Source organism: Microcystis sp. LEGE 00066, assembly GCF_015207925.1.
Lineage (GTDB): Bacteria > Cyanobacteriota > Cyanobacteriia > Cyanobacteriales > Microcystaceae > Microcystis > Microcystis ichthyoblabe_A.
On sequence record NZ_JADEVX010000051.1, the window covers coordinates 1 to 25,628 of the forward strand.

Below are 25,628 nucleotides of genomic sequence, written 5' to 3' on the forward strand. Positions count from 1 at the left end.
CACCCTAACACCCCAACACCTAACCCCAACACTTAATATATGAAATGGACAGATAAAGATCAGATAATTATGCAAGGGATCGATCGACCCCTAGGCAAGTATTATGCGGCAAGATTGAAAACCCAGGGAACCTGTTTAGTAGCGGGGGTGGCTAGTGGCCAAGGTGGTGAGATAATCGCAGAGATACCAGTGTTTGATCTAGTGGCCGAGGCCGTTGCTGAAACGGGAGAAATCAAGACCAGTTTAATTTTAGTTCCCCCCAATCAAGTCCTAGATGCGGCCTTAGAAGCGATCGCAGCAGCAATTCCCCAATTAATTATCGTCACCCCCGGAGTTCCCCCCTTGGATCTGGTGGAATTATTAAAGATAGCTAGTACCACCGGGACATTAATTCTCGGACCCGGCAGCCAGGGTGTAATTATTCCCAATTATCTTTGGTTGGGTATTTGTGAACCCAGTTTTTATCAATTGGGGACAATTGGTCTGATCACCCGTGGCGATCGCATAGGGGATGAAGTGGCGAAAACTTTAACAGCAGCCGGGTATGGTGAATCTATGGCGGTAAATTTGGGGACTGACGGCATTATTGGCTCCAATTTGTCCCAATGGTTGCAGGTTTTCGAGGAAGATGACAATACCGAGGCAATTCTCCTCGTCAGTCAGGTGGGAGGAAAGGCCGAAATCGAGGCAGCCAAATATATTGCCTCGGCGATCGAAAAACCAGTGATTGCCTATCTTGTGGGGTTAAATGCAGCGATTGAAACCAATTTCGGCGATACAGAAACAATTATTTCTAACCAACTTTCCTACTCTGTTGCCGCTAAGAATACCAGAAAAGATAGCCTACGTCATTTTCAAGAAGCTGGGGTGACAGTGGTGGAAAAATTAGCCGATTTACCTGCCTCTTTAGCTAAAGTCTTGTGCTGAATTTGACCCCATTGCTCCAATAATACTTATAATACGACAATATTTTGCCAAAATAAGCACCTAACAGGATGTTTCGCCCCCATCCTGTCTACGGGATTTTCGATGACAATTCCTGAGAGCTACTATATCATGGTAGATCACCTGTGATTCCTCAGACCGGCCAAGATAAAGATGGCAACAGGCAAAAATTAGGAAAAATCAGCGACAATCGAAACGGCAAGATCAAAAAAAATTCTATTCTAGATTGACCCTTTCAGCAGACCAGCTATCTCACCCTTCTAGACAACGACCCTAAGGATAACTTCTATGGCGCAACAAAATAACCTAAAAACCGACAATATACACCAAATCGATCCCTATTGGGGTCCCCCATGGCTCGTAGAGGAACGGGACGCTTGCGGAGTCGGTTTTATTGCCGATGTGCGCGGTTCTGGCAGCCATCAACTGATCGAACAGGCACTTTTAGCCTTAGGTTGTTTGGAACACCGGGGAGGCTGCAGCGCCGATCAGGATTCCGGGGACGGTTCCGGTATGATGACCGCTATCCCCAGAGATGTCCTCGCTCCTTGGTTCGCCGAAAATGGCTTAAATATGCCAGAATCTGAGCGACTAGGGGTGGGTATGGTCTTTCTTCCCCAAGCGGACAAAGAACGAGCCGACGCTAAAGCACATATTGAGGAAATTGTCAATAAATATAATATTAAGATTTTAGGTTGGCGCGCTGTTCCCGTCCGTCCCGAAGTCCTCGGAAGACAAGCAAGGGAAAATCAACCCTACGTCGAGCAAATTCTGGTTACTTCCCCCGATTTAGCCGGTTCTCAATTCGATCGCCTACTCTATATTGCCCGTTCTGAAGTGGGTAAGCAACTGGCCGATGATTTCTATTTCTGTTCCTTTTCCTGTCGCACCATTGTCTATAAAGGCATGGTACGGGGCGAAATCCTGCGAGAATTCTATCTAGACCTGCAAAATCCCGCCTATAGCAGTCAATTCGCTATTTATCACCGACGTTTTAGCACCAATACCCAACCGAAATGGCCCCTCGCTCAACCGATGCGCTTATTAGGTCATAACGGCGAAATTAACACCCTTTTGGGCAATATTAACTGGATGTCGGCCCGGGAACCCGCTTTAGAAACCCAAGGTTGGACCCACGAAGAATTACAATCCCTGACCCCCATTGTTAACCCCGCTAACAGCGACTCCTATAACCTCGATAGCGCCCTAGAATTATTGGTGAGAACTGGTCGCAGTCCCCTAGAAGCGGCTATGATCCTAGTACCGGAGGCCTACAATAATCAGCCGGATTTACAGGATTATCCCGAAATTATCGACTTCTACGAATACTATAGCGGTTTACAGGAACCCTGGGACGGTCCAGCTTTACTGGTATTTAGTGACGGGGGAATCGTCGGCGCTTGTTTGGACCGCAATGGTTTGCGACCGGCCCGTTATAGCATTACTAACAACGGTTATATCGTCGTTTCCTCGGAAGCGGGAACTATTCCCCTCGATGAAACCACCATTATGGAAAAAGGTCGTCTCGGCCCCGGTCAAATGATCGCAGTTGACCTAGAAAAAGGCGAAATTAAGCGTAATTGGCCGATTAAACAGGAAATTGCCCGCGCTAATCCCTACGGTGAATGGGTGCAATCCCAACGCACCTTTATTGACAAAGAAACAGCGATAGATATTCCCGCTCCCAGCAATCTCCTTCCCCTGCAAACCGCTTTCGGTTACACTGCCGAAGATGTGGATATGATTATCGTTCCCATGGCAGAACAGGGAAAAGAACCGACTTTCTGTATGGGTGATGACACTCCCCTAGCGGTCCTCTCCAGTAAACCCCATCTTCTCTACGATTACTTTAAACAACGTTTTGCCCAAGTTACTAACCCTCCCATCGATCCTTTACGCGAAAGTTTAGTCATGTCCTTGACTATGTATCTGGGACGACGGGGTAATATCCTTAAATTAGGGGTTGATGACGCACATTTACTGAAATTAGACTCTCCCCTGCTCAATAATGCGGAATTAGCCAAAGTTAAAACCTCTAGCTACAAAACAGCCGAACTTTCTACCCTTTATGATCTGACCACCGGACCGCAGGGATTAGAAGATGCGATCGCTAATTTGTGCGCTGAGGCCGCCAAGAAAGTAGCATCGGGAGCAGAAATTTTAATTCTCAGTGACAGAACTGCTCCTATTGACGAAAAAACTAGCTATATTCCCCCTTTATTAGCTGTTGGTGCCGTCCATCATCACCTGATTCGCTCACACTTGCGTTTAAAAGCTTCGATTGTGATCGATACGGCCCAATGTTGGAGTACCCATCACTTCGCTTGTCTGATTGGTTATGGTGCTTCCGCAATTTGTCCCTATCTTGCCTTGGAAACGATCGCCCAGTGGTGGATCGAGCCAAAAACGCAGAAATTGATGGAAAACGGCAAATTAGAAGCTATTAGCCTCGAAAAAGCCCTAATTAATTACCGCAAATCCGTAGAAGCAGGATTACTGAAAATCCTCTCGAAAATGGGTATTTCTCTCCTATCTTCCTACCATGGAGCGCAAATTTTCGAGGCGATCGGATTATCGGCAGATTTAGTTAAACTAGCTTTTAACGGTACTACCAGTCGCGTCGGGGGTTTAAGCATTGCGGAAGTGGCCCAAGAAGCGATCGCATTCCACAGTAAAGCTTTCCCCAATCTTACCGCCAAAAAACTAGAAAACTACGGTTTTGTCAACTACCGTCCGGGGGGAGAATATCACATGAATTCCCCAGAAATGGCGAAAGCACTCCATAAAGCCGTGGCTGCTCACTCCCAGGGTCAAGGATATGACCATTACGAAACCTATCGTCAAATCTTGCAGCAAAGACCCGTTACTGCATTGCGCGATTTATTAGAATTTAACAGCGATCGAGCCTCAATTCCCCTCGAAGCAGTAGAATCGATCGAAAGTATCCTGCAACGCTTCTGCACAGGGGGAATGTCCCTCGGTGCCTTGGGCCGGGAAGCACACGAAACCCTAGCGATCGCCATGAATCGTATCGGAGGTAAGTCCAATTCCGGAGAAGGGGGAGAAGATCCGATCCGTTACACCAGCTTAAGCGATGTGGATGAAGAAGGACATTCCGTGACTATGCCCCATCTAAACGGCTTAAAAAACGGTGATACAGCCAATTCTGCCATTAAACAGATAGCTTCGGGCCGTTTTGGAGTCACTCCCGAATACTTAATGAGTGGAAAACAGCTAGAGATTAAAATGGCCCAGGGAGCAAAACCGGGAGAAGGAGGTCAATTACCGGGGAAAAAAGTCAGTTCCTATATTGCCATGTTACGGAGATCGAAACCGGGAGTAACTTTGATTTCTCCCCCTCCTCACCACGATATCTACTCGATCGAAGATTTAGCACAATTAATCTACGATTTACACCAAATTAACCCCCGGGCCAAAGTTTCCGTCAAATTAGTGGCTGAGATCGGTATCGGCACAATTGCGGCCGGAGTTGCCAAAGCTAACGCTGATATTATCCAGATTTCCGGCCACGATGGTGGTACAGGTGCATCACCCCTAAGTTCGATTAAACACGCGGGTAGTCCCTGGGAATTGGGAGTGACGGAAGTGCATCGGATGTTAATGGAAAATCAACTGCGTCATCGGGTGATTTTGCGTGCAGATGGGGGACTAAAAACCGGTTGGGATATCCTCATGGCTGCTCTCATGGGTGCGGAGGAATTCGGTTTTGGTTCCATTTCCATGATTGCCGAGGGGTGTATCATGGCCCGCGTCTGTCACACGAATAATTGTCCTGTGGGAGTCGCTACCCAGCAGGAACGTCTGCGCGCTCGTTTTCCAGGAATTCCCGCTCATGTGGTCAATTTCTTCACTTTAGTGGCCGAGGAAACGCGGCAATTATTGGCGAAATTAGGCTATCACAGTTTAAATGAGGTGATTGGCCGAGCAGATCTGTTAAAAGTGCGCTCCGATGCTCGTTTAACTAAGACAGAATCCCTCAATCTTGATTGTTTGTTGAATTTACCCGATGGCCGTAGCGATCGCTCTTGGTTGCAGCACGAGGAAGTACATAGTAACGGTGCTGTCCTCGATGAGGAAATTCTAGCCGATAGCGAGATTAAACAGGCGATCGAGCAACAGGGAACCGTCAGCAAAACCTACAGGATTGTCAATACCGATCGCTCCGTCGGGGCGAGAATTGCGGGGGTAATTGCCCAAAAATACGGTAATGATGGCTTTGAAGGCGAAATTAAGCTCAATTTCCAGGGTGCAGCTGGTCAAAGTTTCGGAGCATTTAATTTACCCGGTGTCAATCTCCATTTAGAGGGAGAAGCTAACGATTATGTGGGTAAAGGCATCTACGGCGGCGAAATTGTCATCGTACCTCCCCAAAACGCCAATTATCAGCCCGAAGATAACGCTATTATCGGTAATACCTGTCTCTACGGGGCCACCGGTGGGGTATTATACGCGAATGGTCGGGCCGGTGAACGCTTTGCTGTCCGCAATTCCACCGCGAAAGCAGTTATCGAAGGGGCCGGGGATCACCTCTGTGAATATATGACCGGGGGGGTAATTGTCGTGCTTGGTTCCGTCGGTCGCAACGTCGGCGCCGGGATGACGGGAGGATTAGCTTATATTCTTGATCCGTCCCTACCGGAGAAACTTAACCCCGAAATTGTCAAGATTCAACGGGTTGCCACGGCTGCCGGTGCGGAACAGTTAAAATCTTTAATTGAGACCCATGTAGAACGCACTAATAGCCCCAAAGGTAAGTTAATTTTAGCTAATTGGGATAGCTATCTCGGTCAATTCTGGCAAGTGGTCCCTCCCTCGGAAGCGGATAGTCCCGAAGCGCAAATTAGCGCGGAGAAAACCTTAACTTCGGTGTAATTTCTTTGGGGTGCGTTACTCTTGGTTAACGCACCCAATGATTAATTTTTTGACTGCGGAGTTGATTAATGGCCATGCTGCCCATCCCCACCACCTATACTAGCTATACCCAAGAACAGGAACATTTTCTTCAGGTTTTAGAACAAGTAGAACTGGGAAACTCGATCGTTATTGTCCAACGTCAGGGTCATCATGATGTGGCCTTGATTGCTGCTGACGAATTATCCGCTTTATTAGAAGAAGTTTATCTTTTTCGCTCTCCAGCTAACGCTCAACGACTTTTTCAGTTCTTAAATTGGTCACAAGAAAGATTATCTCAGACAGCTGCCACCACTTCTCTAGAAGAATTACGTCAAGAATTGGAGACCGAGATTGAGCAAGAAAAAGCCGCAGAAGTCTGAAACCGAAATTGTGCGAGTTTTTACTCAATTATGCCTAATCTAGTATCTCCAAATTGATTATATGGGGACATATTAACCTTAATTATTTAGACTACAGTTTTTATCGCTGCATAAGTCGGAACATTTGCTAAAATTTAGGATATATTCACTTTGGCTATCTTTGATGTCATAATTTGGCAATGACAAACGAAAAACTCAGATTTATCGATCTTTTTGCTGGTATTGGAGGGTTTAGATTAGCTTTTGAGAGCGTTGGTTATGACTGTGTATATTCTTGTGAAATAGACGAAAACTGTCGAAAAGTATATTTCAATAATTTTCAAGAAATTCCCGATCAAGATATTAGAAAAATTGCTATCCATGACCTGCCTGATTTTGAAGTGTTGACAGCAGGATTTCCCTGTCAACCCTTTAGCATTTCTGGAAAACGAGCCGGATTTAGAGATACAAGGGGAACTCTATTTTTTCACATCTGCGAAATAGTCGAATTAAAAAAGCCGAAAATAATTCTTCTGGAAAATGTTAAACACCTAATTCACCTCGACAAAGGCAAAAACTTAGATATTATTTTGCGTTCTTTGGAAGAACTGGGTTATTTAGTTGATTATAAGCTCTTAAATGCCAAGGATTTTGGTGTGCCGCAAAATCGAGAAAGAATTATTATTATTGCTACCCAAAATAAAAAATTTAATTTCAACTCATTAAAATATACTTCACCAATACCTAAGTTACGCGATTTTCTGTCTCCTCAAGGCAATTTTGAATACTTAGATAAAAAAGAATATACTCTCATTGATAATCCTACCTTACAACCATCAGGATTAATTTTTGTCGGTTATCGCAATAAAACTATCTGGAAAAAAGGTATCAGACCAAATACAGAACATTTATCCCGGGTTCATCATCAACCTAACCGAATTTATTCGATCGATGGAGTACACCCTACTATACCATCTCAGGAAACATCCGGACGTTTTTTTATTTATATACCCGAACAAGATCAGGTGCGTAAATTAACTATCCAAGAATGCTATCGACTGATGAAGTTTCCCGATAGTTTTCAAATTCATCCTAACTTAGCTGAGTCTTATAAACAGGTGGGTAATTCGGTTTGTATTCCCATGATTCAAGAGTTGGCTATTGCCATTAAGAAACATATTTTTGAAACCAATTCTAGAGTATCCTTAAAGGAGTTTTCTTTTTCTCGTCAGAATATTCAATTGGAAATTATCGGATTAGATTTTATGAACCATAAAGAAAAGTTATTAGACATTTATGACCAATCCTTAAATTTAGATGAGCGACAACCACTGCCCCCTCAACCCTATCAAAACTATATCCAACAAATTGCTACTAATTGCTCAAAACAAAAGGGAGTTTATACGGTTTTAATAACTTTATTAGTTCATAAAATTCTCTATCCTAATCAAGATATTAGATACCATCAAACTAATTTACCTGGAGGATTTTCAGGAAGAACTATTGATACTCAGTATATTACTCCCACCTTGAAACAATTGGGATTACCAGCTATGGCAGAAAGTGGCTGGCTAACTCGTTCTTTAGAACAACCCTTTCCCTATACTTTAGATTATCAAGGTAAAATTAGTAATCAAAAAACCAAAGATGCTTTTCTGAGTTTAATTGATTTTATTGAAACTAATCCTCAACAAGCTGAAGTTATTTTAACGCTTTTACTTCATCAAGTTAATCAGATTATCCAGACTCAAAAGATTAAAATTTTGAAGATAGATAATCCTGAACCTTTTGATATCAACACTTTGAGCAGTTGCCTAGAAAATCATTTTAGTTTCAATTATCAAACTCGCGGAGCTTCCAAGTTACCTGTTTTAGCACTATATGCAATTTATCAAAGGTTAATTATAGAAGTAGAAAGATACAAATCCTGCACATTAAAACCTCTAGGCAGTCACACAGCTTCTGATCTAACTTCTGGTAGTGCAGGAGATATTGAGATTTTTGATAAAAATAAACAATTAGTAGAAGTTATTGAAATTAAGCATGGTAAGTACATTGATTTACAAATTCTCCGAATTGCCAAAGATAAAATTATTAAATTTAATCCGAGAAGATATTATATCCTATCATCGTTTGATGTTAAACCCACAGAAGTGGAGTTAATCATGTCTGAGATTCAAACTATCAAAAACAACCATGGTTGTCAAATAATTACCAATGGTATTATACCGACAATTAAATATTATCTGAGACTGATATCATCTCCAGAAGAATTTGTCAATAGCTATTCCCATCTGATTGAAATAGATTCGGAATTACAAACTATTCATAAATTAAAATGGAACGAAATTTTATCTAATCTTATTTCTCCAATTGAACAAATCTAAACTAGCGAGCTATACTATGGCCAAAATATACCATCGCTGGTGATAGCCTTTCTTAATGAGTAGGTCTAATCAGCAGCGAAGTTTCCAAAATTCTTACTAGCAGTTGTCGGCGCTGCTCCAGTGTAATGTGCCTCTCGAACTTTGAGAGAAGAAGTTTTGTGACCAACTCGCCTATGGTTGCGGGACTTTGCAGAATAATAAAGTTATTAATCGCGTATTCTACAGCCAAAGCTGGTGTTGTCGTACTGCTTAAGGCGAAGCTTATAAAGACGTTCGTATCGATAACTATGGGTTCACGATTCATCTACTAAAAGCTCTTCCAACTTCTCATCAGTCAATCCCTGACTCTTGGCATAAGCACGAATTTCATTCACCACTTCCATCAAGGTTTGGGTGGTTTCGTCCTGTTCGTTCCCCGTCATCTCATGATTCTCGATGGTGAAATCGACACACGCATGAGCGGACAAGCCTAACTGCTCGATCGCTGTGGGGATTTCGCTAATTTTAACGTTTCGGATCGTTGCTTTCATATTTTTAAAGTAGCACAAATACAAATTGAATTATTATTCTTCAGCTTGTAGGTTGGGTTGAGCGATTTAATACTTAGGAGAGGAGAAAGGAGAAAAGGAGAAAGGAGAAAACTGCTCAATTCAATGGTTTGAGCGAAACCCAACATTCTTGACGATATTGGTGTGGTTGGGTTTCGCTTAAGCGTCGCTAACGTTTGACAGACAAGAGTTATTATTGCTCAACCCAATCTACGGCTTGCCAGAACATGGCAAACTTGACAATCAAGACAGTCGCTACAGGCGAGGCTAGTGTGCGATGTTTTCAGTATAAGAGTCTCCGATGGATACTCCTCTCATCAAGCTTTCATTGTAAGCTATGTCCTTCCTAATCCTCTCCTTGATTTCATGGGAAAGAGAGAAGATGTTTGCCACGACATCAATACCATGAAGAAAACCCTGTCCACCCAGTCTATCCTTGAACTTTCCTTTTAGCTTTTCATAAAAAAATTTACCTGCTTCTTCATCTAGAAAAAATTTTTTTCCTGTGCGGCTATCGGTATAATCTCTTGGGAAATTTAACCAACTGTAGTATAATTTATATTCTAAATTATCTATTGCCGTCCATCCCTCCTTTCCGAATACCCTTTCTAATATCTCGTGAACTTGCCGTGAAATATATTGTTCTATTTCTGGATAGAATTTATCATACATTTCGTTAATATCTCTACGGCGACGCTCAGCTTCTTGACGGCGACGCTCAGCTTCTTGTTTTTCTCTTTGTTCTTGTTTGTCGAGTTTCTCTAGTTTCGGTTTGACTATAAAATTTAAGTCGGGAAAGGTATGTGCGATTTCGGTTAGCTCGTTCCGAGACATTGAGACATTCGCTAATTCTGTATAGACAATTTTTTTAAACTCCGGCAAAGCATTAATGACCTCAGTTAAACCATTTTGATGTATTAATAGTAATCCATGTCGTTCCACAAACTCCTCGACCGCAAACCGAAAATCTGGGTACTTATCTAGTAGCATCCTAACATCGGCAACAGATAAACCTCCGCAAACCATCTGTAACCATTGCTGGCGAACAGAATTTCGTTGGACAGGATCAGTAATGTGGTCAAAACAGTTATCGTAGGGCGTTGACATATTTTTTTCTCCGAATCACCCATAATCTCGTTTTAACCGTTCAGAGGGCGGTTGGCAAGCCGCCATTAGTTTTGTAATGGGGGTTTATGCCCCGCTCCAAAAACTTTTCGCCTTAAGGCGAGGTTTTAGACCCGATTTTTTCGATAAAAGCAGACCACGGGGGAATTTTTCACAGCACTAAAGCTCTGCAAGAATTATCACTTTAAGCGGTGACATTTTCTGTTTCTACTGGTTGAATTTCTGGCATTTCTACTTTAATTAAACTCACTTTAGCACGATAAAGTAGTTTTTCCCCATGACGATAGCCCCGATAACGCACTAGAACGGGTGTACCTATTTCCGCTTGACCATCGATCAATTGATGGATTTGCGGATCATAACCAACATGATCACCGACACTGTCAATTGGTTGCACTCCCCAGCGCTCCAGTAACTGCATAATCGGTTTGACTAAAGAGAGGATTTTGACGGCTGCTAGGTCGGGATTTTTGCGGGCAACGGCCTCGGCCGTGGGCCACTGAACTAACCAAGATTCGATCGCTTCGATGCTTTGACGTTGAAATTCTGCGGCTAATTCTTCTTTTTGCTGGTCTAATTTTTGCTGTAAATTTTGATACTCTTGTTCGAGAATTTTTAATTCCCCTGAATGATCCTCTGGCCCCATCGTCGGGATTTGAAAATGAGCGAGGAGATCGCTAACTGGCAGCTGCAGCCCATTAGCTAATTTCACCAAAGATTCAGAGGATAATTTAGCGATTAAACCATGGCAAACTCTCTGCAATTGCCAAGAAGATAGACCCGATAACTGACTCAATTCTTCCAGATTTTTACAGCCAATTGCTGCCATCAACTGCTCTAATTTTTGCCGATGATATTTATATAAGGACTCATTCATGGGACTTCTCAGCTTAAGCGATGTGTTTAGCTAAAACGGATTTAGGAGCGCGACGAACTCGACAGAGAATTGTTTCTTTACCGAGACGCTGATGAGCTGCAAAGCGATGGCAACCAGAAAACCCGTAGTAGTTACCATCCACCTCCAAAACATCGATCGGTTCTCGTAATCCCTCCTCAGCGATCGATTGCATCAACTGATTAACTTTTTCGGGATCGGTTTGTCGCGGTAAAGGACGACGAATTTGGGACAGAGGAATATTTTTAATTTCCATAGTGTCTTCACTATACCACATTTAGGCTAAACTGTAGATAAGTTAACTCGGTTGCTGATGCAGTGGTCTGGCTCCCTACTGGCAGTTTTCTGGCCACAGACAAGATTCGGTTCTTCGTTACTTGGTATGATTCGATAGGGGGGCATAAATCGACTAAATCCTTATCTGGCAAGAGACTTAATTGATTAGTTTGCTCTAGAGCAAAAACAATTGACAAAAATCGCTAAATGCCTTTCTATATAGGGGTTACATCCCTTATAACCCCCGTCCCTTGCATAACACAAACCGAAGAACCCAAGATTCTATCACCCAATCCTCTCCTTTTCTGACTATGACTATTCCTCCTATCAATGAAAAAATTATCCAGCAAAATAGCACCAATGCTTCCTATCAGCGCGGTCAATATTATTACGATAGCGGTGCAGTTATTTCTCTTTGGCAACGGGGGCAAAATCTACAAGCTTTAGTGAGTGGTAGTGAGGTTAAACCCTATCGAGTTGCTATGGATTTTAACCAAGAAAATCTTGAGAATGTCTCCTGTTCCTGTCCCTACGATTATGAGGGTTGGTGTAAGCATATTGTGGCGGTTTTATTAACCTGTTCTCGTCAACCAGAATTAATTATTAAAAAAGCCTCTCTAGAGGAGTTATTGACACCGATCGATGAAAGTAAATTAAGAAAATTGCTTAATCATTTAGTGGCTAAACACCCAGAAGTTATCGAGACAATTGATAAGTTTTTAGTGCCAGCTACCCCACTTAATAAAGCGGTAGGGAAGATAACTATTAATGTCAAAGCTTATCGTAATACTGTCCGTAATGAACTGCGGCAATCCCTACGAGCGATCGAGGAAGATTACTACGAAGAAGATCCAATTTCTAATGAAATTTATGCCCTAGTGGATGAGGCCAAAGATTATTATCAAAAGGGAGAACCAGATAATGCGATCGCTATTTTAGAAGCAATTATTAGCGCCTGTATCGAGGAATGGGATGATTTAGAAGATTACGGTGCTGTTAATGATGATTTAACTGCTGGAATCGATCGAGTTCTAACGGCAGCAATTTTAAACAAAGAATTTAATCCCCAAGAAAAGCAAGATTTAAGGGAAAAAATCGAGCAATGGCAGCATGAATGGAGTGCCGATTTTGAGATGAGTTTAGCATCCTTACAACAGGGATGGGACGATCCAGTTTTAGAGAAGATTTTACGGGGAGAATCGGCTAATTTTTCAGAAATGTGGTCAGGGAATATCCCTTATTATGCCCAAACATTAACTTCTATTCGCTTAGAAATTTTCGAGCAACAGGAAAAAGATCAGGAGTATTTGAATCTAGCTTTAGCTTCAGGACAAGTGGTAGAATACCTAACTAAGTTAGTCTATCTTGATCGCATTGAGGAAGCGATGGCAGCGGCAAAAAACATGATAACTAAAAACGATGAAGCCTTCTTTTTTGCCAAAGCTTTACGCGATGAATCCGCACCAGAATCCGCTCTCATAATTGCCAGGGGTGGTCTAAATTTCCCAGGTAATTATTATTATCAATTAGCTCTCTGGACAAGTGAACTAGCGCAATCTTTAGGGGATATAGATACAGCTTTAGCTGCTAGAATTAAGGCATTTCAAGACCAACCTTCCTTTTCCCATTACCAAAACATTGAGTCTTTAGCGGGGGAAGATTGGCCCGATTTAAAACTAGACTTGTTAGATTACTTGCGCGAGTTTAGCGGTGGACGTTCCACAGAGGCTAAAATCGATATATTTCTCCACGAAAATTTAGTTAGAGATGCAATTAAAGTCGTTTCTGATAATTCCTATGTGCAGTCTCACCTAATTTGGCGGATAATGGATGCGGCTGCTACCGTCGATCCTGACTGGGTGATCGATCACGCTCGTCCTCCTGCGGAAAAGATACTGGACGAAAAAAAGGCAGATCGCTACGAAGAAGCGATTAAATGGCTGAAAAAAGCTCGTAATGCCTTTTATATGTCAGGAAGACGGGAAGAATGGCAAACTTATCGGGAAAGTTTAATTAAGGAACACGGACGCAAATCGAAATTTATGGGGTTATTTAAACATCAGGATTTACAATAATTTAAGCTTCTAGCCGTCAGTTATCGGCTAAAACCGGGCTGTTTTTAGCTTGTAGAGCCGGAATTGTCCTAATCTTAGGCCTAGTGACATTTCGGGGCAAAGTGGAGTATAATGGAAGATTGGTCTAAACTTATCTCCAGACTACTTATACTGAATATTCATTGTCAAAAAATATGACTGAAACTATTCGCTTTTTGATGTGTTCTCCCGATCATTACGATGTGGATTATGTGATTAATCCTTGGATGGAGGGCAACATTCACAAATCTTCCCAGGAAAAAGCTAGGCAACAATGGCAGCAGCTTTATCATATTCTCAAGGATCGGGCGCTCGTCGATTTAGTCCCACCAGAAAAAGGCTGGCCTGACATGGTTTTTACCGCTAATGCAGGTTTAGTTCTGGAAAAAATAGTCGTTCTCAGTCGCTTTTTACACAAAGAAAGACAGGGAGAAGAACCCTATTTTAAACAGTGGTTTGAAGATAACGGTTTTACGGTTCACGAACTGCCCAAAGATTTACCCTTTGAAGGTGCAGGAGACGCATTATTAGATCGGGAAGGACGTTGGTTATGGGCAGGATATGGCTTCAGAACTGAGTTAGATTCCCACCCTTTAATCGCTAAATGGCTCGATATTGAGGTTTTATCCCTACGTTTAATCGATGAACGTTTCTATCACCTTGATACCTGTTTTTGTCCCCTTAGTGGCGGTTATCTGCTCTACTATCCCGATGCTTTTGATGCCTATTCTAATCGGTTAATTGAGTTAAAAATTCCCGAAGAAAAACGCATTATCGTTGAAGAAGCTGATGCGGTTAACTTTGCTTGTAATGCTGTGAATATCGGTCAAGTAATCGTCATGAATAAAATTAGTGACGATTTACAATATAAGTTAGTGTCAAAAAGCTTTGAAGTGGTACAAACTCCCCTAACGGAGTTCTTAAAAGCAGGGGGAGCCGCTAAATGTTTAACCCTGCGTACCACGGAACCCTTAATTCCAGACCATCACGCTAATGTCACCATTGAAAGTCGCATTCTCCAGTTAGAAGGTCATCTGCTCGACGCGGGAATTATGAATAAAGCTCTCGATGTTGTGGTAGGAAATGGCGGCAGTTTCAAGGTTTTAAACTTTACTTTGGGGATTGAGCGCCAAAGTACCTCCTCGGCCGAAGTGCGCGTTTCTGCACCCTCTCACGAGGTAATGGAGGAGATCATGGTACAATTGATCGACCTCGGTGCGGCCGCTCGTCCCCAAGAAATCTGTGATGTCAATACCGCAGTGGTGGCACAAGATGGGGTCGCTCCCGATGATTTTTATGTCAGCACCATCTATCCCACGGAAGTGCGGGTTAACTGTGAATGGGTGCGGGTGGAAAATCAACGCATGGATGCAGCCATCGTCGTCACTGAAGGTCCGGAAGGCAAAACGGCAAAATGTACTCTGCTGCGGGATTTAAAAGCTGGCGATCGCGTTATGGTGGGAGTTGAGGGCATCCGTACTATCCGACAGGCGGAATCCAGGGAACAACGCAACAGCACCCAGGAATTTACCTTTATGGGTGCGGGGGTTTCCAGCGAGCGCCGAGTCGAGTTAACCGTGGAGCAGATTGCTTGGGAAATGCGTAAAATTCGCGACCAGGGCGGTAAAGTGGTAGTAACGGCAGGTCCGGTGGTCATTCACACTGGAGGAGCGCAACATCTCTCCCGTTTAATCCGCGATGGTTACGTTCACGCTTTACTGGGGGGAAATGCGATCGCAGTTCACGACATGGAACAGGCGATCATGGGTACTTCTTTAGGGGTAGATATGCAGAAAGGCATCCCGGTGCGCGGTGGCCATCGTCACCACCTCAAGATTATCAACCTCATCCGTCGCCACGGCAGCATCGCCAAAGCTGTATCGGCCGGGGTATTGACAAAAGGCGTAATGTATGAATGCGTCAAGAATAATATCCCCTTCAGTTTGGCCGGTTCAATTCGCGATGATGGTCCGCTTCCAGATACGGAGATGGATTTAATTAAAGCACAGGAAGAATATTCCCGCTTAATTCAAGGTGCAGACATGATTCTCATGCTCTCTAGTATGCTCCATTCCATCGGTGTGGGCAATATGACACCGGCGGGGGTGAAAATGGTCTGTGTTGATATTAACCCGGCCGTGGTGACAAAATTAAGCGATCGAGGTTCCGTAGAATCCGTCGGTATTGTCACCGATGTGGGTTTATTCCTGAGTCTGTTAACCCAACAGTTGGATAAGTTAACCCGTCCCTTGGTAGAAACGGTTTAAAACCGCAAATAGATATCGGGTGGGTTACGCTTTGCTAACTCACCTATTTTTATCGGTATTTTTAACCAATTATCAGAGAAAATTTACCCACTAGAGTCGCCCTAGCTTGCTTTCTTTTTGTATAATAGGGGTTAATCTTCCCACACTTGTCAAACGGCTATGAGTCTCTGTCTCAATCCCGATTGTTCGCACAAAAACACCCCCACGGATAAATTCTGTCATAAGTGCGGTTCTCAATTACTGCTCAGAGAACGTTATCGAGCGCTAAAATTAATCGGTCAAGGGGGTTTTGGTAAGACATTTCAAGCGATAGATGAAGATAAACCCTCAAAACCCTATTGTGTGAATGAACTACCCCGCCGCAAGCGGACGGGGTATCAGAATCAAAATAGACTCAATTGTAGATTTTGGTGTAGCTGCAGGTATTCTTTATCTTGTTCTTTTACATATCTCGCTATCATACCTTCATCCCCATGCTTTCCTACCGTACTTGCGTAATATCCATCACTCCAAAACTCTCCTCCCCACAACTGCTTTTTCACTTGAGGACACTTTTTGAAAATTTCTCTCGCCGTTATACTTTTAATCATTGTCACTATCCTTGTCACACTATAGGTCGGTACTGATTGCACCAGAAAATGCACATGATCTTTATCCACTCCAATTTCTACAAACTTTATCTCGTATCGTTTTTCCATCTCTAGACAGACTTCTTTCAACAAGCTATCTACCTGTTCGTCGAAAACGGCTTTACGATATTTGGCTGGGAACACTAAATGATATAGCAAAACACTTACATTATGGCTCTTATGGATGTATTCACTCATTTTTCTATTGTACGCCGCGAGCGGCGGGGAATTAGACCCGAAGAGATTAAACAATTTTTCCCGTCAGCGCAGGGAACAGGAACTTTACAAAAAGCAGCAGAATTATTTAAAGAAGAAGCGATTCGTTTAGACAGTTTGGGAAGATACCCACAAATCCCCGAACTTTACGCCTATTTTACCGCTAATGACGGGCGACAATATCTCGTGCAGGAATATATCGAAGGACAAAATCTCGAACAAGAATTAAAACAGGAAGGAGTATTTAACGAAGCAAAAATTAAACATCTTTTGTCAGAGATTTTACCGATTCTAGAATTTATTCATAGTAAACAAGTAATTCATCGCGACATTAAACCCGAAAATATTATTCGCAGAAAAAGCGATAATAAATTGATTTTAGTGGACTTTGGCGCGGCAAAATTTGTCAGTCCTTTAAATCGTTCCATGACAGGAACAATTATCGGTTCTGCCGAATATATTGCCCCAGAACAGGGAAATGGTAAGGCAGTTAATGCCAGTGATTTGTATAGTTTGGGTGTAACTTGCCTTTATTTATTAACTGGAATATCTCCCTTTGATTTATTCGATGGGGGGGAACACCAATGGGTATGGCGACAGTGGTTAGTGGATAATCCTGTTAGTAATGATTCAGGGAATATTCTGGATAAATTAATCGAGTTTGGCACGAAAAAACGCTATCAATCCGCTTCGGAAGTGTTACAAGCTTTGCAGATAAAAACATCAGTCTCTATACCCCAGACAACTATTCAAAAACCCGTTAATCCCGTTATTTCCGTTCCCCAAACTCCCCCATCTATTCAGCTTAAAAGCGCCAAGGGAATCGATTATCGGAACTTAGAAGATTTATTAAAACGGCAGCAATGGAAAGAAGCGGACGATGAAACCAAGACAGTGATGCTACAGGTCGCCAACCGAACAAAAGAAGAATGGCTACGGTTAGAAGATATCGATAATTTTCCCTGCGAAGATTTGCGAACCATTGACCAATTATGGGTTAAATATAGTGGCGGTCGCTTTGGTTTTTCCGTGCAGGCGAAAATCTACCGCGAACTCGGTGGGACGCGGCAGTATATAGGTAATAGAAGAGTTTGGAACGCTTTCGGAGATAGAGTAGGCTGGCGAGTGAATAATAGCTGGATATACTACAGGGATGTTACTTTTGACCTAAAAGCACCCCTAGGACACCTCCCGGGGGTAATATGGTGTTATGGGAAAGGAGTGTTTAATGGCTGGTTTTGGCGGCTTGATTGGCTGGCGGTTTTGTATGGGAGAAGATTTACTCTCTTCTCTCGCGTCGAGACTTGTAAAATGTAACATATAAAGGTAACAGCCTCGTAGGTTGGGTTGACGCAAGGAAACCCAACAAAGAGTAACCTTTGGGGTTGTTGGGTTTCGCTTAAACAATCAAATTGAGCCATTTTCGACCCAGTATTGTTTCGCTCAACCCAACCTACAATAATTGCTTATATTAATTTCTGATTAATTGCCAATTCATTGCCGACACAAGAGTTAAAGCGATAACAATTCATTGCTGTATGTAACAATATAAGAGGAGTTTATCTCAGGAGTTCCACAGTGATTAAAGAGCTAGACCGTATTACTGTTAATCCACAAATATGTCTTGGACAGCCAACGATTCGAGGAATGCGTATCACTGTGGGATTTGTTCTGAAACTGTTGGCTAGTCAGTTATCTATTCAGGAAGTCTTAGAGGCTTATCCAGAGTTAGAGGAGGAAGATATTCGTCAGGCTCTTAATTATGCAGCTTGGGCCGTATCCGATTATATCGTTAGCTTCACTTCGGCATGAGTAGTCTGCGTTTACTAGCTGATGTTCATATCTCCCCTTTGACAGTTGCGGCTTTAAGGTTACAGGGCTACGACATAGTACGCACTACAGACTTTTTACCTGCCACTGCTGCCGACGCGGAGATTTTGGAACTTGCCAGAGTGGAAGGTCAAGTTATTTTAACACAAGACTTAGACTTTTCCCTGCTGGTAGCCCTCAATAATTATGGACTGCCTAGCTTGATTACATTACGGTTATCTTCTGCCAGACCTGATGTAGTTGCTCAAAGGCTTCTAGATGTTTTACTGACTGTGGAAACGGAACTGACAGAAGGTGCGGCAATTACTATCAGCGATGACTCTGTGCGTGTTCGTAAACTTCCAATTCGATGAACCCGCACCTCAAACGATGTCCTATAAAGAAATAGAAACGATTTTCAAGGAAAAATTAAATCAAATAATTGAGGAATAGAAATCGTGCGTTATGCGATTATTATCGAAAAAATTGATAGGGTTTCGATTCCTGTTACAGGTTGGCGATATAATATTGGTTGGATAAATGAAAGAAGTTCGATTTAGTGAGCATTCTAGAATCAAATTGAATTTGCTATCCGCTCGTGGAATTTTTATCACTCCTGAATTTATCCTCGAAACTGTACAATTTCCTGACAAAATAGAAATCTCTGAAGACAACAAGCGAATCGCACAAAAAAAGTTCAATGATAATTTAGTGATTCGAGTAGTTTATCGAGAATTCAGTGCTTTTTTCTTAATCATCACCCTTTACCCTGGTAGGATATCCCGATATGAACAAGATACACTATAGCCCAGATGTCGATGCTTTATTAATTGAGTTAAACAATAATCCAATTGCTTACGCAGAGGAGGAAGGGAAAACAATATTACATTATTCCGAGGACGATCAGTTAGTTTTAATCGAGATTCTAGATTTTGGTTGTTCTCTATCGGAAGATGCTAGACAAGAACTTGCAAAATCCATATCTTCTCGTGAATCGATTAAAATATAGTTATTAGTTAATATCCATCTCACAACAATTTAAATCATGAAAGGTATTCAGTATATTGTCGATGAAACAGGAGAAAAAACAGCAGTTGTTATCGATCTAAAAGAATGGGGTCAACTGTGGAATGAGTTTTATCAAAATTTACTCGATCGCTCTCCCGTAAACGAAGACTGGATAAATCGATCGCCTTTTCGAGAAAAATTAGATCAAGCTCTCGCATGGAATGCTAATCATCCACCGCAGTTATCAGATATAGAATCCCTAGAGAGCAAACTCGAAAATCATGAGTAAGGTTTTACTTGATCTGAACAACCCGATTTTTCAGCGAGATTTATTCAATTTATCCAAAAGTGAAGCATTATCCGCTCTGAAAACTTTCAGGAAAATTTCTCAACTAACTTGGGAGCAGTTATATCAAGATCAAGGATTAAAATGGGAGAAGATTAATTCTAAAAAAGGTCAAAAAGGAGAAAACTTGTACAGTTTTAGAATCACGCAAAAATGTAGAGCAATTGCTACTAGAGAAGGTGATTATTTACGAATACTTTCTTTACATTCCGATCACGATTCAGCTTATCAATAATAATTTGGAACAAGATTTAAGACGTATTCTTCTCAACGAGGCCACCTTAAATAAATAAACAAACAAAGTTCGGTGATATTTATGAAATTAAAGGACTTTTACAAGGGGTGAACGGGATAAACTTACGAGTCTCTACCTATTGGATTATCGACTCACTTACGAAAGAAACAAGATTTGTGACTTTATTACCAGATTAAAAGAGTTAGACTATGAAATTTGATATGTTTTCCGAAGTTCAATTAACTGAAGATTTGCCAGAATCTAATTTGTCTCGTGGCACTCACGCGATTATCGTGGATTATTGTCCTCGACCCGAAGGCCAAGAGGATGGCTATGTTTTAGAAGTGTTAAATAATCAGGGAAAAGCCTATACAGTTATCGCTGTAGAAGTTTCCAAGATTGAATCGATTCAAAATCTTAAACAGGATGAATTGCAAATTATATAATTCTGTTATTCTTAGTGGATTTAATCCCCCATCCTAGCAATGGCGAAATGGGAGCAATTTTAGAAGTTTTTAACGCTCTCGGTGAGTCAATTTCAGTAGTTACTGTGCCAATTTCGGCGATTAAACCCCTACAGGCCAATGAAATATTTACCGTCCGCTCTTTGGTGAAAGTTGAATAAGTTAAAATCAAAGAGAATGTCCCTATCGCTGCAATTTTAATTACCGATGAATCTCCTGAAAGATAGTAAAAAAATCCGTTTTATTGACCTCTTTTCTGGTTTGGGAGGGTTTCGATTGGCAATTGAACAAGTTTGTCGCCAAAAGAACTTAGAATCTGATTGTGTCTTTTCCTGTGATATAGATAAAGACGCTCAGGCAATTTATCACGCTAATTTTGGCGACCAACCCCGGGGAGATATTACCGAAATTGCTGCCCTAGATATTCCCAATCATGATATTTTAATGGCGGGATTTCCCTGTCAACCCTTTAGTATTTGTGGTGATTTAAAGGGATTTGACGATACCAGAGGCACGCTATTTTTTGAGATTGCTCGCATTTTAAAAGCCAAACAACCCGCAGCATTTATTCTGGAAAATGTCAAGCAATTGCAGGGACATCAACAGGGAAAAACCTTAGAAGTTATTCTCGATACTCTGCAAGATTTAGATTACTATACCGATTATCGGGTTTTGAATGCGCTTAATTTTGGTTTACCGCAAAAACGAGAACGGATTTTTATCGTTGGTTTCCGAGAAGCGCGGGGTTTTATCTGGCCAAAACCAGCTTTATCTAGAACAAGTTTAACGGAAATATTAGAGGAAAATGTCTCGGATTTTTATTATGCTTCCGAAAAAATTCAAAAAAGTCGCCTGCTGAAAAGAGAGGGAAAAAAACCTTATAGTGAACCGACTATCTGGCACGAAAATAAAGGAGGAAATGTCAGCGCTTATCCCTATTCCTGTGCCTTGCGAGCAGGAGCATCCTATAATTATTTGTTAGTGGATGGGAAAAGACGTTTAACCGAAAGAGAAATGCTCCGTTTACAAGGTTTTCCCGATGATTATCAAATCGTCGGCAGTTATCAAACTATGCGAAAATTAACCGGTAATAGTGTAGCGATTTCCTGCGTAGCTGCTGTGGTTGATTCTGTGATCGAGTCTTTGTTAGATGTTGAGCAAGCATCAACTAATTCCTTCTCGTTCAATCGACAACTGATTTAGCGATTAAGACTTTACGGAGTATTTTCAAACAAGCTCAATTGAATAAATATCTAGAAGAAGGAGACAATAACTAATGCGTTATGCGATTATTATCGAAAAAGCTGAAAATAACTATTCCGCTTATGTTCCTGATTTACCCGGTTGTGTTACTACAGGTAAAACCCTAGAGGAAATCACAGAAAATATGAAAGAAGCAATTCAATTTCATCTGGATGGATTACAAGAGGAAGGGCTGCCAATTCCCCAACCAGCCACCTATTGCCAGTATATCGAAGCGTAACCGATCACCTGCATCCTGTCCGCGACTTTTATCTGTTAACATGGAACTGTAAACATATTACTAATGCTCAAATTCAGAAAAAACTTCTCAATATATGCGCGGATTTCGGCTACAAATTACCGCTAATCTGTACACCTTACGAGTTAATGGTAGAATGAGCCATGTGGGAAGATGAAATACTCGAAGAAATTCATAAGATTAGAGAAGAACACGCCAAGTCTTTCAACTACGATATAAAAGCGATTTGCGCTGATTGGAGGGAGAGACAAGGGAAAAGTGGTAGAAAATTAGTTCGGTTAAATACCGCCCAAAACATGACAAAAAATAGCGAAAATGATACTATTGAGAGAACCAAATGCTAGAAATTAACAAAAGCTATGTATTAGACAAAGATCAAAAGCCGATTGCCGTTCAAATTCCCATTGCTGAATTTGAAAAAATCGAAGAAATCCTAGAGGATTACGGACTAGGAAAACTCATCGAAGAAGTTGAAAATGATCAAATCCTAGACAAAGAAAAAGCCTTACAATATTTAGAATTGCTTAAAAATAAAAATGTGGAAGGTTGAATACAACAAGAGATTTTTAAAAGAATTAAGTAACCTCAGTTCGGGATAAGCTAAAACCCTGATCCTACCGTAGCCTGAAACTCCTATTCTTTCGTGGAAGCTATGGCAAAATTCCCTTAAACCGAAGTGGCGTTAATTATGCAAGAACTCTAGTAATCAGTGGACATCTTCAATAATTAAGATTTTAGCTTGGTTGAGAGTTTGAGCATTTGTACTAAAATTTCCAAGACGCAGTTTAAATCCCTGACAGCTTATAAACTTGAAACTTTAGCCGCTTAAATCGCACCATTGAGGGGAAATCCCCCTTGACTAGGTACGGTAAGCCCCTAGGAGCCGACAAACCGGTCAATCTAGAATAATCTCTAGGGTATAAAAGTAATCTCTTATAGAAAATGCAGCCAACCAATCCACAACAATTTACAGAAAAAGCTTGGGAGGCAATCGTCAAAACGCCGGACATTGCCAAACAAAACAGCCAGCAACAAATCGAAAGCGAACATCTAATGAAAGCCCTTCTTGAACAGGAGGGATTAGCGGGCAGTGTCTTTAGTAAAGCTAATATTAGTCTAGCCCGTTTGCGGGATCGAACCGATGACTTTATCCGTCGTCAACCGAAAATATCTAACCCCGGCGACTCGATTTATTTGGGTCGTAGTTTAGATAGTTTACTCGATCGAGCGGAAAATTATCGCCGAGAATTTGGAGATGACTTTATCTCGATCGAGCATTTAATTTTAGGTTACGCTAAAGATGATCGCTTCGGGAAAAATATTTTTCAAGAATTCGGACTTACCGAAAACAAACTCAAAGAAATTATTCAACAAGTCAGAGGTAGTCAAAAAGTGACCGATCAGAATCCAGAAGGCAAATACGAAGCCCTAGAAAAATACGGACGGGATCTAACCCAATTGGCACGGGAAGGTAAATTAGACCCAGTAATTGGACGGGATGACGAAATCCGTCGCACGATTCAAATTCTCTCGCGTCGGACTAAAAATAACCCAGTTTTAATCGGGGAACCGGGAGTAGGAAAAACCGCCATTGTCGAAGGATTAGCCCAGCGGATTATTAACCGCGATGTGCCAGAATCTCTTTTAGATCGGACTCTCATTTCTCTCGATTTAGGCGGCTTAATTGCGGGAGCAAAATATCGCGGAGAGTTTGAGGAAAGATTAAAAGCTGTCCTCAAGGAAGTCACCGAGTCCCAAGGCAATATCATCATGTTTATTGACGAAATCCATACCGTTGTCGGTGCGGGAGCCACTCAAGGGGCAATGGATGCGGGCAATTTATTAAAACCAATGTTAGCCCGGGGTGAATTGCGTTGTATCGGAGCCACTACCCTCGATGAATACCGCAAATATATCGAAAAAGATGCGGCGTTAGAAAGACGCTTCCAAGAGGTTTTAGTAGATGAACCAAATGTGGTCGATACTATTTCGATTCTTCGCGGTCTTAAAGAACGTTATGAGGTGCATCATGGGGTAAAAATTGCCGATAATGCTTTAGTGGCAGCGGCACTGCTTTCTAATCGTTATATTAGCGATCGCTTTTTGCCCGATAAGGCCATTGATTTAGTTGATGAAGCTGCGGCCAAATTGAAAATGGAAATCACTTCTAAACCGGAAGAACTCGATGAAATTGATCGCAAAATTCTCCAGTTAGAAATGGAAAGACTTTCCCTACAACGGGAGTACGATCCAGCTTCGCGAGAACGGTTAGAAAAGTTAGAAAAAGAACTGGCTAACCTCAAGGAAGAACAATCGGGATTAAATGCCCAATGGCAAGGAGAAAAAGAGATTATCGATAAAGTTCGTGGAGTTAAAGAAGCGATCGAACAAGTTAATCTAGAAATTCAACAGGCCGAACGAGATTATGACTATAATCGTGCCGCCGAATTAAAGTTCGGAAAATTAACCGATCTGCAGCGGCAAATGTCCGCCCTAGAAACCCAATTGGCCGACAAACAAACCACTGGTAAAAGTTTATTAAGGGAAGAAGTTCTCGAATCGGATATCGCCGAAATTATCTCGAAATGGACGGGAATTCCTCTCAATAAATTAATCGAATCGGAAAAAGAAAAACTCCTCAATCTGGAAGACGAATTACACGAAAGTGTCATCGGTCAAGAAGAAGCGGTCACAGCCGTAGCCGAAGCGATTCAACGTTCCCGCGCTGGTTTATCAGATCCCAACCGTCCCACGGCCAGCTTTATTTTTCTCGGTCCGACGGGTGTTGGTAAGACAGAATTAGCGAAAGCTCTAGCACGCAATCTCTTTGACACGGAAGAGGCTCTAGTTCGCATCGATATGTCGGAATACATGGAAAAACACAGCGTTTCCCGTCTCATGGGTGCGCCTCCGGGATACGTCGGCTACGATGAAGGAGGACAATTAACCGAGGCAATCCGGCGTCGTCCCTACTCTGTCATCCTCTTTGATGAGATTGAAAAAGCCCATCCCGACGTTTTTAACGTTATGTTACAAATCCTTGACGATGGGCGCTTAACCGACTCTCAAGGTCATCTGGTTGATTTCAAAAATACCATCATTATTATGACCAGTAATATCGGTTCTCAATACATTTTAGACGTGGCTGGTGATGAGTCTCGTTACGAGGAAATGCAGGCACGAGTGATGGAAGCAATGCGGAATAGTTTCCGTCCCGAATTCCTCAATCGTATCGATGAAACGATCATTTTCCATAGTTTACAAAAAGCGCAACTGCGATCAATTGTCAAACTACAGACAGCCAATCTCAGCGACCGCTTGATGGAACAAAAATTAGCCCTGAAACTTGCCGATATTGCCCTCGATTATCTAGCAGAAATTGGTTACGATCCAGTGTACGGTGCGCGACCCCTAAAACGGGCAGTACAAAGATATGTGGAAACTCCGATCGCTAAGGCAATTCTGCGCGGCGAATTTAAAGGGGGAGACACGATTTTTGTCGATGTGGCCGATGAAAGATTGACCTTTAAACGGTTAGCTTCCCCGGTAGTAACTGCTTAATTAAGTAGGGTCTGCTGAAAAAGTTTGTTGGTGGGGGCAGGGTGTGGGGT

At 42.0% G+C, this 25,628-nt stretch carries 26 protein-coding genes and 1 pseudogene; 21 read left to right on the plus strand and 6 right to left on the minus strand.

Annotated features, from left to right (window positions below; translation table 11 throughout):
* The first annotated feature begins 39 nt into the window (after positions 1–39).
* The 4 genes from IQ224_RS09355 (at position 40) to IQ224_RS09370 (ending at position 8,605) form a co-directional block, all read left to right on the plus strand.
* Positions 40–927, plus strand: a complete 888-nt coding sequence (locus IQ224_RS09355) for a CoA-binding protein (RefSeq protein ID WP_194032864.1) — start codon at positions 40–42, stop codon at positions 925–927.
* Positions 928–1,233: 306 nt separating this feature from the next.
* Positions 1,234–5,838 carry a glutamate synthase large subunit gene (gene gltB, locus IQ224_RS09360; RefSeq protein WP_194032865.1) on the plus strand — a complete coding sequence of 1,535 codons (4,605 nt, stop codon included), beginning with the start codon at positions 1,234–1,236 and terminating at the stop codon, positions 5,836–5,838.
* A gap of 68 nt (positions 5,839–5,906) precedes the next feature.
* Complete coding sequence (locus IQ224_RS09365) at positions 5,907–6,239, plus strand: type II toxin-antitoxin system Phd/YefM family antitoxin (protein WP_002743246.1); 333 nt, start codon at positions 5,907–5,909, stop codon at positions 6,237–6,239.
* Between the two features lie 179 nt (positions 6,240–6,418).
* Positions 6,419–8,605 (plus strand): DNA cytosine methyltransferase, encoded by a 2,187-nt coding sequence (locus IQ224_RS09370; protein WP_002743248.1) that lies wholly within the window; start codon positions 6,419–6,421, stop codon positions 8,603–8,605.
* A 52-nt stretch (positions 8,606–8,657) separates the two neighbouring features.
* On the opposite strand, the gene IQ224_RS24945 is transcribed toward IQ224_RS09370, so the two are convergent.
* The 5 genes from IQ224_RS24945 to IQ224_RS09395 all read right to left on the minus strand — a co-directional run bounded on the left by IQ224_RS24945 (position 8,658) and on the right by IQ224_RS09395 (position 11,450).
* Positions 8,658–8,909, minus strand: coding sequence for a putative toxin-antitoxin system toxin component, PIN family (locus tag IQ224_RS24945; protein WP_002743250.1), 252 nt, complete (start codon positions 8,907–8,909; stop codon positions 8,658–8,660).
* Positions 8,899–9,135, minus strand: a complete 237-nt coding sequence (locus IQ224_RS09380; protein ID WP_002743252.1) for a hypothetical protein — start codon at positions 9,133–9,135, stop codon at positions 8,899–8,901. The genes IQ224_RS24945 and IQ224_RS09380 overlap by 11 nt, the downstream gene beginning before the upstream one ends.
* Before the next feature lie 285 nt (positions 9,136–9,420).
* Positions 9,421–10,260, minus strand: a complete 840-nt coding sequence (locus tag IQ224_RS09385; protein ID WP_228036157.1) for a hypothetical protein — start codon at positions 10,258–10,260, stop codon at positions 9,421–9,423.
* Positions 10,261–10,462: 202 nt separating this feature from the next.
* The gene (locus IQ224_RS09390) at positions 10,463–11,155 is read right to left on the minus strand and encodes a helix-turn-helix domain-containing protein (protein ID WP_002743255.1); all 693 of its coding nucleotides are present in this window, start codon (positions 11,153–11,155) and stop codon (positions 10,463–10,465) included.
* A gap of 13 nt (positions 11,156–11,168) precedes the next feature.
* Complete coding sequence (locus IQ224_RS09395; protein ID WP_002793604.1) at positions 11,169–11,450, minus strand: ParB N-terminal domain-containing protein; 282 nt, start codon at positions 11,448–11,450, stop codon at positions 11,169–11,171.
* Between the two features lie 310 nt (positions 11,451–11,760).
* Between IQ224_RS09395 and IQ224_RS09400 the strand changes: the two genes are divergently transcribed.
* The 3 genes from IQ224_RS09400 (at position 11,761) to IQ224_RS24950 (ending at position 16,307) form a co-directional block, all read left to right on the plus strand.
* Complete coding sequence (locus IQ224_RS09400) at positions 11,761–13,524, plus strand: SWIM zinc finger domain-containing protein (protein ID WP_194032866.1); 1,764 nt, start codon at positions 11,761–11,763, stop codon at positions 13,522–13,524.
* A 173-nt stretch (positions 13,525–13,697) separates the two neighbouring features.
* Positions 13,698–15,809 carry a TIGR00300 family protein gene (locus tag IQ224_RS09405; protein WP_194032867.1) on the plus strand — a complete coding sequence of 704 codons (2,112 nt, stop codon included), beginning with the start codon at positions 13,698–13,700 and terminating at the stop codon, positions 15,807–15,809.
* 159 nt (positions 15,810–15,968) lie between these two features.
* Positions 15,969–16,307 (plus strand): 4-Cys prefix domain-containing protein, encoded by a 339-nt coding sequence (locus IQ224_RS24950; protein ID WP_370583141.1) that lies wholly within the window; start codon positions 15,969–15,971, stop codon positions 16,305–16,307.
* On the opposite strand, the gene tnpA is transcribed toward IQ224_RS24950, so the two are convergent.
* Complete coding sequence (gene tnpA, locus IQ224_RS09410) at positions 16,193–16,636, minus strand: IS200/IS605 family transposase (protein WP_002740761.1); 444 nt, start codon at positions 16,634–16,636, stop codon at positions 16,193–16,195. The two genes, IQ224_RS24950 and tnpA, sit on opposite strands and share 115 nt — an antisense overlap.
* On the opposite strand from tnpA, the gene IQ224_RS09415 reads away from it, so the two are divergent.
* The 14 genes and pseudogenes from IQ224_RS09415 (at position 16,610) to clpB (ending at position 25,578) form a co-directional block, all read left to right on the plus strand.
* Positions 16,610–17,971, plus strand: coding sequence for a serine/threonine-protein kinase (locus IQ224_RS09415; RefSeq protein ID WP_228036158.1), 1,362 nt, complete (start codon positions 16,610–16,612; stop codon positions 17,969–17,971). The genes tnpA and IQ224_RS09415 overlap by 27 nt on opposite strands.
* Positions 17,972–18,232: 261 nt before the next feature.
* On the plus strand, positions 18,233–18,466 hold the full coding sequence (locus tag IQ224_RS09420; RefSeq protein ID WP_002775448.1) for a DUF433 domain-containing protein: 234 nt from the start codon (positions 18,233–18,235) through the stop codon (positions 18,464–18,466).
* Positions 18,463–18,837 carry a DUF5615 family PIN-like protein gene (locus IQ224_RS09425; RefSeq protein ID WP_002733650.1) on the plus strand — a complete coding sequence of 125 codons (375 nt, stop codon included), beginning with the start codon at positions 18,463–18,465 and terminating at the stop codon, positions 18,835–18,837. The genes IQ224_RS09420 and IQ224_RS09425 overlap by 4 nt, the downstream gene beginning before the upstream one ends.
* A 413-nt stretch (positions 18,838–19,250) precedes the next feature.
* Positions 19,251–19,472, plus strand: coding sequence for a DUF2283 domain-containing protein (locus IQ224_RS09430; protein ID WP_002769518.1), 222 nt, complete (start codon positions 19,251–19,253; stop codon positions 19,470–19,472).
* A 36-nt stretch (positions 19,473–19,508) separates the two neighbouring features.
* Complete coding sequence (locus IQ224_RS09435) at positions 19,509–19,760, plus strand: hypothetical protein (RefSeq protein ID WP_194032868.1); 252 nt, start codon at positions 19,509–19,511, stop codon at positions 19,758–19,760.
* A complete protein-coding gene (locus IQ224_RS09440; RefSeq protein WP_194032869.1) occupies positions 19,753–20,052 on the plus strand; it encodes a hypothetical protein in 300 nt (99 codons plus the stop codon). The genes IQ224_RS09435 and IQ224_RS09440 overlap by 8 nt, the downstream gene beginning before the upstream one ends.
* 4 nt (positions 20,053–20,056) lie before the next feature.
* A pseudogene (locus IQ224_RS24955) lies at positions 20,057–20,249 on the plus strand (DUF6883 domain-containing protein); the annotation flags it as partial.
* Positions 20,250–20,261: 12 nt separating this feature from the next.
* Positions 20,262–20,498 (plus strand): DUF4926 domain-containing protein, encoded by a 237-nt coding sequence (locus tag IQ224_RS09445; protein ID WP_002743276.1) that lies wholly within the window; start codon positions 20,262–20,264, stop codon positions 20,496–20,498.
* Between the two features lie 14 nt (positions 20,499–20,512).
* Entirely contained in the window at positions 20,513–20,677 is a 165-nt protein-coding gene (locus IQ224_RS09450; RefSeq protein WP_002743277.1) for a hypothetical protein, read from the plus strand.
* Between the two features lie 46 nt (positions 20,678–20,723).
* On the plus strand, positions 20,724–21,719 hold the full coding sequence (locus IQ224_RS09455; RefSeq protein ID WP_194032870.1) for a DNA cytosine methyltransferase: 996 nt from the start codon (positions 20,724–20,726) through the stop codon (positions 21,717–21,719).
* A gap of 73 nt (positions 21,720–21,792) precedes the next feature.
* Positions 21,793–21,999 carry a type II toxin-antitoxin system HicB family antitoxin gene (locus IQ224_RS09460; protein ID WP_002743279.1) on the plus strand — a complete coding sequence of 69 codons (207 nt, stop codon included), beginning with the start codon at positions 21,793–21,795 and terminating at the stop codon, positions 21,997–21,999.
* A gap of 161 nt (positions 22,000–22,160) precedes the next feature.
* A complete protein-coding gene (locus IQ224_RS09465; protein ID WP_002743272.1) occupies positions 22,161–22,361 on the plus strand; it encodes a hypothetical protein in 201 nt (66 codons plus the stop codon).
* On the plus strand, positions 22,355–22,567 hold the full coding sequence (locus tag IQ224_RS09470; RefSeq protein WP_002743287.1) for a hypothetical protein: 213 nt from the start codon (positions 22,355–22,357) through the stop codon (positions 22,565–22,567). The genes IQ224_RS09465 and IQ224_RS09470 overlap by 7 nt, the downstream gene beginning before the upstream one ends.
* Before the next feature lie 392 nt (positions 22,568–22,959).
* Positions 22,960–25,578 (plus strand): ATP-dependent chaperone ClpB, encoded by a 2,619-nt coding sequence (gene clpB, locus IQ224_RS09475; RefSeq protein WP_002743294.1) that lies wholly within the window; start codon positions 22,960–22,962, stop codon positions 25,576–25,578.
* The last annotated feature ends 50 nt before the right edge of the window (positions 25,579–25,628 follow it).